This window comes from Caballeronia arvi (genome assembly GCF_001544695.2).
Lineage (GTDB): Bacteria > Pseudomonadota > Gammaproteobacteria > Burkholderiales > Burkholderiaceae > Caballeronia > Caballeronia arvi.
This window is the reverse complement of record NZ_FCOM02000039.1, coordinates 1-16,814: the sequence shown is the minus strand read 5'-3', so window position 1 is coordinate 16,814 and position 16,814 is coordinate 1. Positions and strand designations below refer to the sequence as shown.

The 16,814-nt window shown below is 60.4% G+C and carries 7 protein-coding genes and 4 pseudogenes; 10 read left to right on the top strand and 1 reads right to left on the bottom strand.

Annotated features, from left to right (window positions below; genetic code table 11):
- Nucleotides 1-51 precede the first annotated feature (51 nt).
- The 6 genes and pseudogenes from AWB74_RS30355 to AWB74_RS47445 all read left to right on the top strand — a co-directional run bounded on the left by AWB74_RS30355 (nt 52) and on the right by AWB74_RS47445 (nt 7,273).
- Entirely contained in the window at nt 52-1,056 is a 1,005-nt protein-coding gene (locus tag AWB74_RS30355) for an AraC family transcriptional regulator (RefSeq protein WP_061150334.1), read from the top strand.
- Nucleotides 1,057-1,267: 211 nt separating this feature from the next.
- Nucleotides 1,268-3,070, top strand: coding sequence for an acyl-CoA dehydrogenase (locus AWB74_RS30350; RefSeq protein ID WP_061150333.1), 1,803 nt, complete (start codon nt 1,268-1,270; stop codon nt 3,068-3,070).
- A gap of 17 nt (nt 3,071-3,087) precedes the next feature.
- Nucleotides 3,088-4,531, top strand: a pseudogene (locus tag AWB74_RS30345) (4Fe-4S dicluster domain-containing protein).
- 64 nt (nt 4,532-4,595) lie between these two features.
- A pseudogene (locus AWB74_RS30340) lies at nt 4,596-5,788 on the top strand (acetyl-CoA C-acyltransferase family protein).
- An 812-nt stretch (nt 5,789-6,600) separates the two neighbouring features.
- Nucleotides 6,601-6,951 (top strand): annotated as a pseudogene (locus AWB74_RS30335) (response regulator); the annotation flags it as partial.
- A gap of 103 nt (nt 6,952-7,054) precedes the next feature.
- Entirely contained in the window at nt 7,055-7,273 is a 219-nt protein-coding gene (locus AWB74_RS47445) for a hypothetical protein (RefSeq protein ID WP_061150331.1), read from the top strand.
- A 182-nt stretch (nt 7,274-7,455) separates the two neighbouring features.
- Here AWB74_RS47445 and AWB74_RS30325 read toward each other — a convergent pair whose 3' ends face one another.
- Nucleotides 7,456-7,677 (bottom strand): hypothetical protein, encoded by a 222-nt coding sequence (locus AWB74_RS30325; RefSeq protein WP_061150330.1) that lies wholly within the window; start codon nt 7,675-7,677, stop codon nt 7,456-7,458.
- 722 nt (nt 7,678-8,399) lie between these two features.
- Here AWB74_RS30325 and AWB74_RS30315 point away from each other — a divergent pair.
- From AWB74_RS30315 to AWB74_RS30300, 4 genes and pseudogenes are all read left to right on the top strand, one after another.
- A pseudogene (locus AWB74_RS30315) lies at nt 8,400-9,347 on the top strand (transposase); the annotation flags it as partial.
- 33 nt (nt 9,348-9,380) lie between these two features.
- On the top strand, nt 9,381-12,119 hold the full coding sequence (locus AWB74_RS30310; protein WP_061150329.1) for an MGH1-like glycoside hydrolase domain-containing protein: 2,739 nt from the start codon (nt 9,381-9,383) through the stop codon (nt 12,117-12,119).
- A 10-nt stretch (nt 12,120-12,129) separates the two neighbouring features.
- Nucleotides 12,130-13,608: an alpha-amylase family glycosyl hydrolase gene (locus AWB74_RS30305; protein ID WP_061150328.1), complete on the top strand. Its 1,479-nt coding sequence runs from the start codon at nt 12,130-12,132 to the stop codon at nt 13,606-13,608.
- 960 nt (nt 13,609-14,568) lie between these two features.
- Nucleotides 14,569-16,632 (top strand): hybrid sensor histidine kinase/response regulator, encoded by a 2,064-nt coding sequence (locus tag AWB74_RS30300; RefSeq protein WP_061150327.1) that lies wholly within the window; start codon nt 14,569-14,571, stop codon nt 16,630-16,632.
- Nucleotides 16,633-16,814 lie beyond the last annotated feature (182 nt).

The following is a 16,814-nucleotide window of genomic DNA, read 5'->3' as shown; positions in this document are numbered from 1 at the left end:
GATGCGACGGGAAGGGTATGCTGAAGGGTCTTCGCCTCTTGCAACCACGTCATGCACGCTCCAGGCGCAACAGTACCGATGTCGCTCGTCCAAGGCTTCCTGGACAGCGTCGCGACGCAGGCGAACATTGTCGAGAGGCACCTCGCGTCCGCGAACATCCCTGCGGCGCTTTTGGACCAGCCCGGGGCACGCGTCACAGAGGAACAGTTCTCGACCTTATACCGCGCGCTTGCAATTGAACTCGACGATGAAATGCCTGGGGTTTTCTCACGACCTCTGCGCAGCGGTACGCTCAAGTTTCTGTGTCTCAGCCTGCTGGACGCAGCCAATCTCGAAACTGCGATGCACCGTTTCGGGCAGTACTTTCACATCGTGCTGGACGACTTTCGTTTCGAGTCGCGCCGCAGCGAGCTCGTCGGCAGCCTTGTGTTGCATCCGGGAGTCACCGGCACGCCAGCCAGCGTGCTCGGACAGGAACTGATGCTCAAACTGGCGCACGGTGTGGCGTCCTGGCTCATCGGCCAGCGCATCCCATTGCTGCAGGTGCAGTTCGCGTTTGACCGTCCGCCTCACGCGCTCGAATACCTCTATCTCTTTCCCGGCCCCGCGAAATTCGATTGTGGGCAAACCTCGATGCAGTTCAGCACCACGTACTTCGACATGCCCGTGCGCCAGCGCAAGGCGAACTTGCGCAGATTTCTTGCGCGCGCGCCGGAAGACTGGATATTCGTGTCATTCAGCGAGCAATTTTTCAGTCATCGCGTGCGTGAATATCTGGCCTCGCGTCTCCCCGACATACCGACCATCGAAGAAGCGGCGACAGGTTTGCACTGCTCAGTGCGAACCCTGTGCCGGCACCTTGCGGCCGAAAACACGGCATTTCAGGTGCTCAAGGACGAACTGCGCCGCGACATCGCGATCCAGCGCCTGACAGGCACCCGTGACGCAATCGCCGCCATTGCGGGGGACGTCGGCTTCGCCGATCCAAGCGCGTTCCACAGGGCGTTCCGTCACTGGACGGGCAGCACGCCGGCAGCGTATCGCCGCGGTGGCTGATTTCGTCCAATCTGTGCGGCGTCGACCCATATCGATGGGTCGCTGAGGCTGCGCGATCCGCCCCGGCGTGGCCAGGGATGTCAAGAGGTCGTCCAGTTTGGACAGCCGGTTTGCGACTGCCCGAGGATACGATTGACTCATACATTGTCCCTGCCGCCTGAAGGCGAGACGGGGCCACTCTTTACATGACTATCTGATTGGACGTATCGCAATGAGCTACTCGGCACCTCTCAAAGATATGCTGTTTGCAATGACGGAACTCGCTGGAATCGACCGTCTGTCGGGATTGCCCGGCTTCGAGGAAGCGACTGTCGACACCGCGCAGGCGGTTCTCGAAGAGGCCGCGCGGCTTCACGAAGACGTGCTCGCGCCGCTGAACTTCGAAGGTGACAAGAGCCCGAGCACCTGGAAGGATGGCGCAGTGACTGTCACGTCGGGTTTCAAGGACGCGTTTCACCAGTTCGCCGAAGGCGGCTGGCAGGGTTTGCAACATCCGTCCGAATACGGCGGACAGGGCTTGCCCAAGCTGTTCGCGACGCCCTGCATCGAGATGTTAAACGCCGCGAATCTTTCGCTTGGACTGTGCCCGCTGCTTACCGACGGCGCGATCGAGGCTCTCCTGACGGCAGGCAGTGAAGCGCAGAAGCAGCGCTATGTACCGAAACTCATCTCAGGCGTTTGGACCGGCACGATGAATCTCACGGAGCCGCAGGCAGGTTCCGATCTCGCACTCGTGCGCACGCGCGCCGAGCCGCAGGGCGACGGCTCATTCCGGATCTTCGGCACGAAGATCTTCATCACATGGGGCGAGCACGACATGACCGAAAACATCGTGCATCTCGTGCTCGCACGCACACCCAATGCCCCGGAAGGCGTTAAAGGCATCTCCCTTTTCATCGTGCCGAAATTCCTCGTAAATGACGACGGGTCGCTGGGCGAGCGCAACGACGTGCACTGCGTGTCGATTGAGCACAAGCTCGGTATCAAGGCGAGCCCGACAGCGGTACTCCAGTTCGGCGATCACGGCGGTGCAATCGGCCATCTGGTCGGCGAAGAGAATTGCGGGCTGGAATACATGTTCATCATGATGAACGCAGCTCGCTTCGCCGTGGGCGTGCAGGGCGTAAGCATGGCGGACCGCGCGTACCAGAAGGCCGTCGTGTACGCGAAAGAGCGGGTGCAAAGTCGGCCCGTCGATGGTTCCGCAAAGCAGGCCGTGACGATCATTCAGCATCCCGACGTGCGCCGGATGCTCTCAACCATGCGCGGACTGACCGAAGGCGCACGCTCGCTCGCTTATGTAGCCGCCGCCCATTGCGACCTTGCGCATCGTCATCCTGATTCGGCGCAGCGCGCCGAACACCAAGCTATGTACGAGTTCCTGGTGCCGATCGTGAAGGGCTGGAGCACGGAAATGTCGCTCGAGGTGACGAGTCTGGGCGTGCAGGTGCATGGCGGCATGGGCTTCGTCGAGGAAACCGGTGCGGCCCAGTACTATCGCGACGCGCGCATTTTGCCGATTTACGAAGGCACGACAGCGATCCAGGCCAACGATCTCGTCGGCCGCAAGACCCTGCGCGACGGCGGTCGGGTGGCGGCATCGGTCCTGATCCAAGTCGACGAAACATTGTCCGCGTTGCGCTCGCATGCCTCCTATCGTTCGAGCGCGGCCTTTCAAGCGATGCACCGGCATCTTTCTGCCGGCCGCGATGCGTTGGACAGCGCGGTGCGCTTCGTCCTCGAGCACGGCAAAAGCGATCCCAATGCGGTGTTCGCGGGCAGCGTCTCCTACCTGATGCTTGCAGGCGTCGTCCTGTCGGGTTGGCAGCTGGCACGCTCGCTTCTCATCGCGACCGACAAGCGCTCGGAGGATCCGGCCTTTCATGACGCGAAGATCGCGACCGCGCACGGCTATGCGACGCAAGTTCTGCCGCGTGCAGTTGCGTTCGAAGCGGCGATTGCCGGCGCGCGCGATGGCGAAGGCGTGCTCGCGATGCACGAACACGATTTCTGATCCGAAAGTGTCGCGACATGGCAGCAGCAAACGTCACTGAGCAGTACGGCCCGCGCGAGACGATGGAATACGACGTGGTTATCGTCGGCGGCGGTCCGGCAGGTCTCGCGGCCGCGATTCGCCTCAAGCAGCGCGCGGCGGAAGAAGGCGCTGACGTCAGCGTCTGCGTGCTTGAAAAGGGTGCGGAACCCGGCGGCCATATCCTCTCGGGCGCGGTAATGGATCCGCGCGCCTTGACCGAACTGATCCCCGACTGGAAGGAACGAGGCGCCCCGTTGAACGTGCCGGTCACCGAAGATCGCTTTCTCTTCTTGACCGCAACGGCCGCACGCGCCGTGCCGGGCTGGGCACTGCCGGAGAACTTCAAAAACCACGGCAACTATGTGATCAGCCTCGCCAACGTCACGCGGTGGCTTGGACAGCAAGCCGAGACGCTCGGCGTGGAGATCTTCCCGGGCTTTCCAGCAGCCGAAGTGCTTTATCACGACGATGGGGCGGTGAAGGGCGTCGCCACGGGCAACATGGGCATCGGCAAGGACGGGCGAGCCAACCGGCAATTTCCAGCCCGGCATGGAGCTGCATGCGAAGTACACCCTATTGTGCGAAGGAGCGCGCGGTCACTTGGGGCGTCAGCTTTCGGACCGGTTCGGGCTGCATGACGGCGCCGATCCGCAGGTTTATGGCCTCGGCATCAAGGAGCTGTGGGAGATCGGCCCTTCAAAGCACAAACCCGGTCTCGTGATTCATACCGCCGGCTGGCCGCTCGATACACAGACTTACGGCGGCTCGTTTCTCTATCACACCGACATCAATCAGGTGATGGTCGGCTTCGTGGTCGGTCTCGGTTATACGAATCCGTACCTTTCGCCTTTCGAGGAATTTCAGCGTTACAAGACGCATCCGGCGATCCGGCGTTTCCTGGAAGGCGGCAAGCGCGTTTCATACGGCGCACGTGCGATCACCGCGGGCGGGCTGATGTCGCTGCCGAAGCTCGTGTTTCCGGGCGGCGCCCTGGCTGGCGATGACGCAGGGTTTCTCAACGCATCGCGCATCAAGGGCTCGCACGCTGCGATCAAAACCGGCATGCTCGCCGCCGATGCCGCGTTGGACGCGCTGCGCGCGGGCCGCCAAAGCGATGAACTCACCGTATATCCGCAAGCGTTCAAGCGGTCCTGGCTTTATACCGAATTGCAGAAGGCGCGCAATTTCAAGCAGTGGATGAGCAAGGGCCTGGTCACGGGAACGTTCATGGTCGGCATCGAGCAGAAGCTGCTGCGCGGTAACGTGCCGTGGACGCTGCATCATCGGCACCGCGATCACGAGACGCTCAAGCCTGCGTCGCAGTCCAAGCCGATCGACTACTGCCTGCACTGCAAGACCTGCGACATCAAGGATCCGTCGCAGAACATCGTGTGGCTCACGCCCGAGGGCGGGGGCGGCCCAAACTATCCGAATATGTAACCACCAGCACTGTACCCCGTGAAGGCAGCTGCCTTGGCCGGTCAAAGCTAGAGAGGAAAGTGAAATGCAGAGAGAAGTCGTCGTTGTGAGCGGTGTGCGCACCGCGATCGGCAAGTTCGGCGGCAGCCTGAAGGCGCTGCCACCGACAGAGCTCGGCACGATCGTCGCGCGTGAAGCACTCGGCCGGGCGGGCGTGCAAGGAGACGAAGTCGGACATGTCGTGTTCGGCAATGTCATCGCCACCGAACCTCGCGATCTCTACCTCGCACGCGTTGCTGCAATGGACGCGGGTGTCAGCGAGAAGACGCCTGCGTTCACGGTGAATCGCCTTTGCGGATCGGGATTGCAGGCCATTATTTCGGCTGCACAGACGGTTCTTCTTGGCGATGCGGATATCGTCATCGGCGGGGGCGCGGAAAACATGAGCCGCGCGCCGTATCTCTCGGCCGATGCCCGCTTCGGCACGCGTATGGGGGATGGCCGCCTGTTGGACATGATGCTCGGCGCATTGCACGACCCGTTCCACTCGATGCATATGGGCATGACAGCTGAAAACGTCGCGAGCAAGTATGGAATCACGCGCGAACAGCAGGATGCGCTGGCCGTCGAGTCGCACCGTCGCGCCGAGCATGCGATCGCACAAGGACGGTTCCGGGAACAGATCGTTCGGCTGGAACGCCGGGTCAAGGGGCAGTCGGCAGTGTTCGATACCGACGAGCATGTGCGCACGGAACTCGATGCTGGCGAAATTGCCGGACTGCGTCCCGCGTTTCAGCTCGATGGTGGCACGGTGACGGCCGGCAACGCTTCGGGCATCAACGACGGCGCAGCGGCGCTCGTGATGATGGAGCACATGACGGCCGAGCAGCGCGGCCTGGAACCGCTCGCACGTCTCGTGTCGTATGCGCATGCCGGCGTAGCCCCGCGCTATATGGGCATCGGTCCCGTGCCGGCCACGCGTGCAGCGCTGCAGCGCGCGGGTTACGTGTGTCGGACCTGGATGTCGTCGAGTCGAACGAGGCATTTGCCGCACAGGCCTGCGCGGTAACGCAATTGCTCGAACTCGATCCGGCCAAGGTGAATCCGAACGGCTCCGGGATTTCGCTCGGTCATCCGATCGGTGCAACCGGCGCGGTGATCACCGTCAAGGCTTTGTATGAGCTCCAGCGTGTCAATGGTCGATATGCGCTTGTCACGATGTGCATCGGAGGCGGGCAGGGCATTGCAGCGGTTTTCGAAAATCTGCGGCGCGGTTAAGCCAAGGCTCAAGTTAACAGACAAGCGCGTCATTCGAGACGATGACTTGTGGCCTATCTCTATCCCCGGTACGCGACAACTGACCGGGACGTTTCGAAATTAAGTGTCCTCTTGCGAAAGGCGGGGCCGCCGTGTGGGTTCGAGCAGGCGAATTCAATTGGAAAGGTAAATCATGAAACACGATTCAAAGGAAAAGTACGCATCCCGACAGGGCAGCGAGCAGTTCAATCACGCGCAAAGTCATCACACTGTTGGCTGCGAGAAGACGCGCCGGTGTACCGACCGAAACTGGGCGTGGACGACGACAGGCAGCCAGTATGATTGGATGGATTCGCACGCGCCGTCTGGACAATTCGATTAACCGGTGACGATTGCCCCATCTCGTTTCTGCTCTATAACGCCGGCACGCAACATGCTCAACCAGCCAGACACACAAGACTGGCGAAATCCTCATGCGAATCAAGCTGAAACCGCTCGGCGAAAAGGTGAGGTGATGGTCATCACGGGAGCGATGGGCGGAATCGGCCTCGTCACCGCACGAATAACCCGTTAAGAGATACCGATGCGAAAGGCGATACTGCATTGCGCCGTAGTGTCCCAGCGCGATGCGTAGGGCGGCGGCACGTCGCGCGGGTTCGGCCAGACGAACCGCCGAGCGCACGTGGCGCGGCGATCGGCGTCGCCGCTTTGTTGATGCTCGAGGCGGGCCGGCGCTCTGTTCGCGCGACGCGCAGACCGTCCCCAAATCGGCGCGCGCCCGTATCGAGCTGGATGATCTTTAGCCCCGGAGGCCGTGCCGAAATCGGACGGAATCGACCATGATTTTCCTGTTCGTCGAAGACGATGCAAACGTAGCGGCGGCGTTCGCGGCACTGGCCGCGTCGCTCGGACATCAAGCGGACGTTGCGCGCACGGGAGGCGAGGCGCTTCGCATGGCGGGCCAGACGCGCTACGACACCGTGTTCATGGATATCGCCTTGCCCGATATCGATGGCCGCAAGCTTTGCGAGTATATACGGTGCGCGGGCGCGTCGAACGATGCATGCATCGTCGCGGTAACGGGCGACCAAGACTTCGACGCAACGGCTTCCGTGCAGTTCGACGGCTGTCTGCGAAAGCCGGTTACGGCGTCGGAACTGACGGGAACCATTGAGCGCTGCTGAGCGCTGTCATATCTCTTCGTGTCGGCCCGCGGTGCATCCTGGATAACGTTGGCTTAAGCGAAGCCGCGCTACGATCGCGTGAGCAAAATAGACGCGGGCGTTCATGAATCGATACTTCACCAATCGGCACGGCGCAGTGCGGCGCCTCACGGCCATCAAGCGCGAGGGAACCGAGGCGCTTGGTGCGACTGTAGTCGGCCGGCAGAAGGATGGCACCGAAGTCCGAGGACTCGAACAAATACTGCGGCATCTGCGTGTCGGGCGCATCGCCTGTTTCCCTTGCGGAAATTCGTTCGACGCCGACATCGTCTTCGTCAGCTAGACGACGGCGGTGCAGCACCTGCATCACGCCGTACCCTTCCGCCTCGCGCCGGGGCTCCTGCAATGCGTTGCATCTCATGCCCGGCTCACTCGCCGGTTGCGGCTGTGCCATGATCCAGAAACGCGACGCACGATGCCTGTGCCATCGGTCCGCCGACATGGACATGCCCATCCGGAACGGAATCAAGCTCGAGCGCTCGCGTCCATGTGTACGTAGCTGGACGCACCATCAAACTGGCGGTCGGCTTGTCGCAGGATCGCCTCGAACAGCGGCGCGCCCGCGTGCGCATACACCCCGAGATCGGTGTCGCCGTACGTCGCGTCTTGGATATTGAACGTCAGGTACACGAGCCGAACCAGCTCATTAACCAGATAAGCGCTTCCCGCTTCTTCTTTGCAGGCCACCTAGGTCATCGGGTGGCGGAAGGGACAATTCGATCAGTGTAGCCCTTTGGCGGCGTTCCCTGGGAAGAAGCCGCCATTGTCGGGGCGCATCGAGTGATGACGACGCGACTTAGCAATACGGGTTTGCAACATAAAGCGGGTGACGCATTTCCAAACGTGGGATGTCATGCCGAAATTGCTTGCCCCTGAGTCCGATCGCTCGACATGGAACACTCGACCTTGAAACTCAGATTTCGGCAAATCGATGCGGCGTGAACTTCGCCCTTCCGTCCAAGCTCGGCGCCATCGAATGCATGATTTCACGTGCCGTGCTGGAGGCGTATTTTTTGGCTACCGCCCCAAGCGGACGATGCTTGGATGCTGAGGACTTTTCACGATGGCGCCAACCGTATCCGCGCCATTGCCCATCGAAAGCTGCTGGCACATCCCACGGCACGCCTTGAGCTAACGACGGCTGACTTCTCACGAGGCTAGGTCAGGAGGCGTTGCGGTGTTGGCATTGCTCGGCGCGTCGTTGATGGCGCAGGGGATGAGGAGAATCCGGCATTGACGGTTTGTTGTACAACTGCGCTTCTCGCGAAGGCTTCCGCTCCCGCGAGCGCTCACTTTACCCCGCTCGATGAGGCGGAAGCCTATCTCGATCAATGAGCGCATTCAACCGAGGCTGTGTAAAAACGCGTTGATTGCCTATAGTTAGTCAACACGTCTTTCGATGGTGGCCCATGAAGCGATTTATTGAGAGCGCGGCGCGAGATCAAGTCGCACTGGTACCTGAGTGTCTCGACGACTACGTCGATGCCGATAACGCCGTACGAGTGGTAGACGTGTTTGTTGATGAGCTTGATCTCGTAGGTCTTGGCTTCGAGCGGGCCTCGCCCTCCTTGGTGGGCAGACCGGCATATCATGCGTCGACCCTGCTCAAACTTTACCTCGAGCGGGAAGCACGACGGAAACTCGAATTTATCTGGTTGACGGGCCGACTGGCGCCTGACTTCAAGACCATCGCAGACTTTCGCAAGAACAACGGCGTCGCGATCCGCAAAGCCTGCCGCGAGTTTGTGTTGCTTTGCCGCCGGTTGAAGCTATTCGCAGACGCAACTGTTGCTATCGACGGCAGCAAATTTAAGGCGGTGAACAACCGTGACAAGAACTTCACTGACCGCAAGCTTCAGGCTCGAATGGAGCAATTCGAACAAAGCATTGCCCGCTATATGGATGAGTTTGACAGGGCCGATCGAGAGCCGTCAATCCTGCCAGATGAACGCATCCCTCATTTGAAAGAGAAGATTCAGAAACTCAAAGAACAAGTGCAGAAGCTCGGCGAGATTGAGGCGCGGATGCGCGCAGCGCCCGATGGCCAAATCTCGCTAACGGATCCGGATGCTCGCTCAATCGCAACCAGTGGGCGCGGCACGGGAATGGTCGGCTACAACGTAAAGACCGCTGTAGACCTCAAAAGTCACATGGTCGTTGCACATGACGTCGTCAACGTTGGTCATGATCGAACGCAGTTGGCCAGAATGGCGGAAATGGCGCGAGCCGCGATCGGCAAAAAGAAGCTGACGGCGCTTGCCGATCGCGGCTACTACAAGAGCGATGAAATTCTTCGCTGCGAGAAGCAAGGAATCAAGACGCTCGTCTCGAAACCGCTGACATCAAACAACAAGGCAGCCGAGTTTATTCAGCAGTGACGGAGAACTAGCATGAGCCAGGTAATCGTCGATGTGGTGGAACAAAAGCGCCTGAACGACTCGCGTGAGGCACAAGTACCGTGGAAGCAATGGGGGCCCTACCTTAGCGAGAGGCAGTGGGGCACGGTGCGTGAAGACTACAGTGACAACGGCGACGCCTGGAACTACTTCACCCATGACCATTCGCGTTCGCGCACCTACAGGTGGGGCGAGGACGGCCTCGGCGGACTGTGTGACGACCAGCAGCGCCTCTGCTTTGCGCTCGCGCTATGGAACGAGCACGATGCGATATTGAAGGAGCGCCTGTTCGGCCTCACCAATAGCGAGGGCAATCATGGTGAGGACGTGAAGGAGTATTACTTCTACATCGACAGCACGCCCACGCACTCGTACATGATGTACCTCTATAAATATCCTCAGAGGGAATATCCGTACCGGGATCTGATCGAGACCAACCGCAAACGATCGCGGGAGGAGATGGAATACGAACTGCTCGACACTGGCATCTTCGACGATGACCGATATTTCGACGTGTTCGTGGAATACGCGAAGGCCGCTCCGGAAGACATTCTCGTGCGGATTTCCGTGCACAATCGCGGACCGGAGGCGGCACGGCTTCGGGTCCTGCCGACGCTCTGGTTCCGCAACACATGGTCGTGGGGCGAGGACAATCGCAAGCCGTCCCTGCACGACGCGGGTGCTGGCGCCATTCGGGCCATGCATCATGATCTGGGCGAATATTGGCTCCATTGCGATGGCGCGCCGGAGACGCTCTTCACCGAAAACGAAAGCAATACGCAGCGCCTGTGGGGGCAGCCCAACGCGTCGCCGTTCGTCAAGGACGCATTCCACGCCTACGTCATCTCAGGACAGCGCGACGCCGTGAATCCAGCCAGGACGGGAACAAAGGCGGCGGCCCATTACACCTGCGACATACCCGCCGGCGGCAGCGCGATCATCCGCTTGCGACTCGCGTCATCCCGACTCGACGACGCCTTCGGCGCTTTCGATCAGATCTTCGATAGCCGCCTCGCCGATGCGAACGAGTTCTACGAGCGCATCACGCCCAAATCGCTGACCGAAGATCAGCGTCGCGTGCATCGCCAGGCGTTGTCGGGCATGTTATGGGGCAAGCAATACTACTACTTCGATCTCGAACTCTGGCTGCGCGAACACGGGAGCCACCCATTGCTCGACTCCGCACGGCGCGATGTGCGCAACACGGAGTGGTTCCACATGCTGAACGCCGACGTGATCTCCATGCCGGACAAGTGGGAGTATCCGTGGTATGCGGCCTGGGACCTGGCCTTCCATACGATTGCGCTGGCACAGGTCGATTTCGATTTTGCGAAGGAGCAACTGCTGCTGATGCTGCGCAGCCTCTACGTACACCCGAGCGGCCAGATTCCAGCCTACGAGTGGAACTTCAGCGACGTGAATCCGCCAGTGCACGCCGCCGCCACGCTCTGGCTGTACAAGTACGAAAGAGAACTGGGACGGGCCGACCCGCGTTTCCTGGAACGCTCGTTTCAGGGGCTGATGCTCAATTTCAACTGGTGGGTGAATCGCAAGGATCCGTCGGGCCGCAATGTGTTCGCTGGCGGCTTTCTCGGTCTCGACAACATCGGTGTTTTCGACCGCAGCGCCCAACTCCCGACCGGGGGATCGCTCGAGCAGGCGGACGGGACCGCATGGATGGCGTTCTACTGCCAGGCCATGCTGGAGATGGCCGTGATTCTGACCGAATACGACCCGCTCTACGAGGAGGTCGCCTTCAAGTTCGTTCAGCATTTCATGTGGATCGCCTACGCGATGGACCGACGCGGGGAACACGACGACGAGATGTGGGACGAGGAAGATGGCTTTTTCTATGATCTGCTGCGGCTCCCCGACGGTCGGACGACGCGCCTGAAGATAAGGTCGCTGGTGGGGCTGCTGCCGCTGTGCGCGTCGACGGTATTCGAATCGCAGTCCATCACGCGCTATCCGAAGCTGCTGGAGATGATCGCGCAGTTTCGCAAACGCTACCCCGAATTGATCGCGCAGGTTGCCCCGACCGATAGCGGTTTCATCGGGTACAGGGAGCGCAGGCTTCTATCGATCCTGAACAAGCGCAAGCTCGAACGGGTGCTCGGCTACATGCTCGACGAGAAGGAGTTCCTGGGGCCCCACGGCATCCGTTCGCTCTCGCTGTATCACCTGGAGCACCCGTATGTCATTCACGTCGGCGGACAGGAATACAAGGTGCAGTACTTGCCCGCCGAATCGAACACGGGCATGTTCGGCGGCAACTCGAACTGGCGCGGACCGGTGTGGATGCCGGTCAACTTGCTGATCGTCCGCGCGCTGGCAAACCTGTATAGCTTCTTTGGCGACGATTTCAAGGTCGAATGCCCGACCGGCTCCGGGCAACACATGACGCTCTTCGAAGTGGCGAAGGAGATCGAGCGTCGCCTGACCGGCACGTTCCTGCGCGACGCCCAAGGCAAACGGCCGGTTTACGGAGGAACGGAAAAATTCCAGAGCGATCCGCACTGGCGCGACCTGATCCTGTTTTACGAGTACTTCCACGGTGACAACGGTGCTGGCCTCGGGGCCAGTCACCAGACCGGCTGGACCGGCCTGGTCGCTGCGCTGCTCGACCTGTTCGGACGCGTCGACGCCAAAACCATGCTGGAAACAGATCGCGGGCGCGTGGTGTCCCACCTCGTCAGAGAACAGGTGAGCGGAGAAGACACCGGCAAGGTATGAGGAGCGCAGCATGTCCAGCGTACGCTACCCGGCGCTATACCAGATCAACACTCGCGTCTGGCTGACTGAGTTGTCTCGCGCGTCAGGCTGGCGCGCGACGCTCGACGATATTCCAGATGCCGAACTGGATCGGCTCGCCGCACTCGGCTTCGACTGGGTCTGGTTGCTGAGCGTCTGGCAGACCGGACCGGCGGCCCAGGCAATTTCTCGCGCTCATGCCGGCTGGCGCCGCGAATTCGCCGATACGCTGCCGGATCTCACGGACGACGACGTCGCAGGCTCCGGGTTTGCTATCCGGAGCTACACGGTTCATCGCGATCTGGGCGGCGCCGAGGCGCTCGCCCGCTTGCGGCAGCGGTTGCAGCAACGCGGATTGAAGCTGATGCTCGACTTCGTGCCGAATCACACGTCGCCGGATCACGACTGGATCGACACGCATCCGGACTACTTCGTGCACGGCGACGAGTCGGACCTGGCTCGCTCTCCGTCGAACTATTGCCGCGTGCAGACAAGGAACGGGCCGCTGATACTCGTTTACGGCCGGGATCCCTATTTCGACGGATGGCCCGACACGCTGCAGCTCGACTACGGCAATCCAGAGTTGCAGCAGACGATGGTCGGCGAACTGAAAAGAGTCGCCGCTCAATGTGACGGCGTACGCTGCGATATGGCCATGCTGGTCTTGCCCGACGTGTTCGAACGAACCTGGGGCATCCGCGCCGAACCGTTCTGGCCGAAGGCGATCGAGGCCGTGCGACGTGAGCATCCGCAGTTCCGCTTCATGGCAGAAGTGTATTGGGATCTCGAATGGACGATGCTCCAACAGGGCTTCGATTACGCCTACGACAAGCAGATGTACGACCGCTTGCGCGATGTGAACGCACGGCCGGTGCGCGAGCACCTGCATGCCGGACTCGATTACCAGCAGAAGCTGGCGCGCTTCCTGGAAAACCACGACGAGCCCCGGGCCGCGGCGACCTTCGAACCCGGTGAACATGAAGCCGGCGCCATCATCACATTTCTTTCGCCTGGCTTGCGCTTCTTTCACAAGGGTCAGTTCGAGGGCTGCAGGAAACGGATTTCGCCGCATCTGGCGCGGGCGCCACAGGAGCCTGTCGACGCAAGCTTGCAAGGGTTCTATGAGACCTTGATGACGGTGCTGCGGCAGCCGATCTTCCGAGAAGGTAGGTGGAGCCTCGTCGAAATCGTGCCGGCGTGGGAGGGCAACTGGACCTCGGATTGTTTCATCGCGTGGGTCTGGCAGCGGGACGATGGCGAACGGCGGCTCGTTGTCGTCAACTACGCGGGGAACCAGAGTCAATGTTATGTGCGAATCCCGTTTGCCGAAGTGACCGGCAGCACGGTGCGGCTGACGGACATGATGGGGCCAGCGAGTTTTGATCGCGACGGTGGTGACGTCGCCTCGCGCGGCCTCTATTTGGATCTCCCGCCTTGGAGCTATCACGTCTTTGAGCTGACTGCATCATGAAGCGGACGTCGGGGAGGCGGGTGCGAGTGCTATACAAGAGCTCGACTCCAAGCGTCGACTCAATTCGGAAGCGTTGATTCGCCAAGCGTAATACGCGATTCGGCCTGCATGATTGCAATGGCCGATATCCGGTCTAGAATGTTTTTCGGCACGAAAGGCAGCTGTCCGGTGCGAAGAGGCCGCTTCAACGGAGGCTTGAGGGTGCCACCGAAAGGCAGCAATTGGCCGATTGCGTGATGTCGCGAACGGCCGTTGTGCGGTGGTCCAGCTCGCAACCCCCGGATTCGACTGACTGACCGCTTTGAAGGTGGTCGTCTGGAGTGGGTCGATTTCGCCCGTTGCGGTTTGCCGGTCGCTCGCCGGCGGGTTCGCAGACCAAGGGGCACGAGCGTCAGAACCAGTCTGCGCGCAGTACCTTGCGACGAAAAATCGAACTGAAACGTCGACGCATTGCTTGACGCGGCTGGCGCGAACCAATGCGAGCGCAGTGTCCGTAGCAAGCATTAGCCTATGAGTTGACGACGCCGATACGCCGGGTCATAGTAAATCTCCTTTACTTCGCGCTCGGCCATGTAGATAACGATGTCAACCGTCGTGATGACGGTTTTTAAGATCACGTCGTAGTCGACCGTAAATCATGAAGACTCGATAGCCGCCATGCATCTCGAGATGGCGCTTTCTAACCGCGCCGGGCTACCTCTGAAACACACGACCGCCCGGAGAACGTAAAACGATAAAGAAACTGATTCTGCCCACGAGCTTTCCCAGTAGCGGAGAAACTTTCTTTTCTGATCGCGCCAGCGTTGGCAGACACGAATTTTGCTCCTCTTTGGTGGATTACAGTGTGGGCTTGCTGCACGCAGAACCTAGAAATAGTCCATGACGTCTCGTTTTCTTGACACTAGACGGGCCCTAGACGTACGCACGTCGGGTTCAGCGTTGTCTGATCGCAGCGCACCGATGAATCGCGAGTCGTTGATTAATCCAGGGGCCGAACTGACACTAAGCGACCTGGCTCGCGAATTGGCACGGTCACGGCGTCAATTGCTGCGTCGCGGGCTACTTGGGATGTCGACTCCGTGCGCGCAGACCGACCCGGTCGTCAAGCGCAGACTGCTCGCATGTTTCGTCTACATGCTCTCGGAAGTATGCGACGCGCTGCTGTGTGCGGACCGTTCTGAACTGCCGACGGACAATGCGCGCGTCGTGCTCCCTGGAGGACTGTACCCACGAGACTGGCAGGTTACAGATCTGTTTCGCAACATTGAACAGGTGCAGCGTTGTCTGAAGGAGGAGATCCGCGCGTTTTTTGGCCCCGTTTCCACGACGGTCGACGTGCACATGCGGGCCCACGAGATCGTCGAGCGCACGTTTCGCGGGATTATCGAAGCTGCGATCGAGGCTCAGTTGCAACGGGAGGCTGCGAAAGTCTCGGCCGCCCAGGACAGTCTGCAAAAGGCGCTGACGTCGCTTCAGCATACCGAGGAGCGATTGCGCGTCGCCACAAATGCTGCTGGCATCGGGATTTTCGAATGGCGTGGCGCGTCGCGTTCGGGCGTGTGGGAAAACCGCCAGATGTACCAGATCACTGGGCAGCCCGAGAAAAAAGGTCCGCTGACGGCGGAACAGTTTATGGCGCTCGTGCATCCGGCCGACGTCGACGTGCTGCTATCGCATTTCCGATCCGCTCATGCGTCGGCACAACCTGTTCATGTCGCGTTCCGCCTGAGCCGTGTGGCGGACCGTGCGCTCAGGACCGTGGAGATGTTTGGCCACTTCCGTTCGCTCGTTGAGCAGGACGATTACATATTCATTGGGAGCCTCTGCGACGTAACCGAGCGGGCTGACGCAGAGGCGAGGCTGAGGGACGCGGATCGCCGTAAGGACATCTTCCTGGCAACGCTGGCGCATGAACTGCGCAACCCACTGGCGCCTGTGCGTAATGCAGCGCATCTCTTGGGTCATGACGCGGGGAACGATCCGGCGAAGCGGGAATGGTTGCGCAAGGTAATTGAACGTCAGACCGGGCACCTGGCGCATCTCATCGATGACTTGCTCGATGTATCGCGGATCACCACGGGCAAGATCGAATTGCGGCGCGAGGTCTTTGACATCCGGCAAGCACTGGACCATGCGCTCGAAATGTCCATGCCAGCTGCGCTGCAGCGACATCATGACATCGTACGGCTGCCCATGGAGCAGCCCGTCTATGTCGACGGCGATCCCGCTCGGATGACCCAGATTTTTTCGAACCTTCTGGATAACGCCATCAAATACACCAACGAAGGAGGGCGAGTGGTTGTTCGCGCAGCGGTCGTCGAGCGCGAGGTGTGCGTGACGATAACGGACACCGGCACAGGCATTGCGGACGATGCGCTTCCTAACGTATTCGAACTATTCGCGCAGGGTTCAGGCCACGGTGAACCGTCGAGAGGCGGTCTGGGTATCGGGCTGTCGGTGTGCAAATCCCTGACGGAGATGCACGGAGGCCGGATCGTCGCCAAGAGCGAGGGCAGGGACAAGGGGAGTGAGTTTGAAATACGGCTACCGATCTGCGAAGCCAATAAGCAAGAGGCGGTGCAAGGATTCAATGGGCAGGAACGCTTGTCCGTTCGGCTGCCGATCCTTATTGTCGACGACAATGACGATGTGGCATTGTCGCTCGCGATGATTCTAGACGAGCACGACGTGCGCACCGCGCGCAGCGGAGAGGAGGCCCTTCAAATCACGGCAGCCTTCAAACCCAGGTTGGTTTTCCTCGACCTCGGTCTTCCAGACATTAGCGGCTACGAGGTCGCGCGTCGTCTGAGGGAGCGGCAAGCTGCTGGCGGGCATCTTGAGATCGTCGCTGTGTCCGGCTACGGTCAGCCGGAGGACAAGGCACGCTCGGCGAGTGCGGGATGCGACAGCCATTTGATTAAACCCGTCGACGTTGAAGCCCTGCTCGCGATCGTGACGCGAATCGCAGCTCGGCCAACACTTGAGACCACGGATGTTTCGTCGGCTGAAGGTCGCCGAAAGTAAGTCATCGACGAACGCGAGTCACGCCGCGCAACGATTGGGAACTCACAGCGCAGGATGCATTAAAACGGATTCCCGCAATCGGCCACAAACTGCCGGTCACATGCACCGCCGGCAGGCCGCTCAGGCGTCGGCTCGGCTTCGCAACCGGCCATCTGATTGTCACAACGCGAGCGCTCGTCATC

Bases quoted from the DNA above. Each gene is read 5' to 3' on its own strand.
- AWB74_RS30355 (WP_061150334.1), top strand. From the start codon at position 52: ATGCACGCTCCAGGCGCAACAGTACCGATGTCGCTCGTCCAAGGCTTC.
- AWB74_RS30350 (WP_061150333.1), top strand. From the start codon at position 1,268: ATGAGCTACTCGGCACCTCTCAAAGATATGCTGTTTGCAATGACGGAA.
- AWB74_RS47445 (WP_061150331.1), top strand. From the start codon at position 7,055: ATGAATCGATACTTCACCAATCGGCACGGCGCAGTGCGGCGCCTCACG.
- AWB74_RS30310 (WP_061150329.1), top strand. From the start codon at position 9,381: ATGAGCCAGGTAATCGTCGATGTGGTGGAACAAAAGCGCCTGAACGAC.
- AWB74_RS30305 (WP_061150328.1), top strand. From the start codon at position 12,130: ATGTCCAGCGTACGCTACCCGGCGCTATACCAGATCAACACTCGCGTC.
- AWB74_RS30300 (WP_061150327.1), top strand. From the start codon at position 14,569: ATGAATCGCGAGTCGTTGATTAATCCAGGGGCCGAACTGACACTAAGC.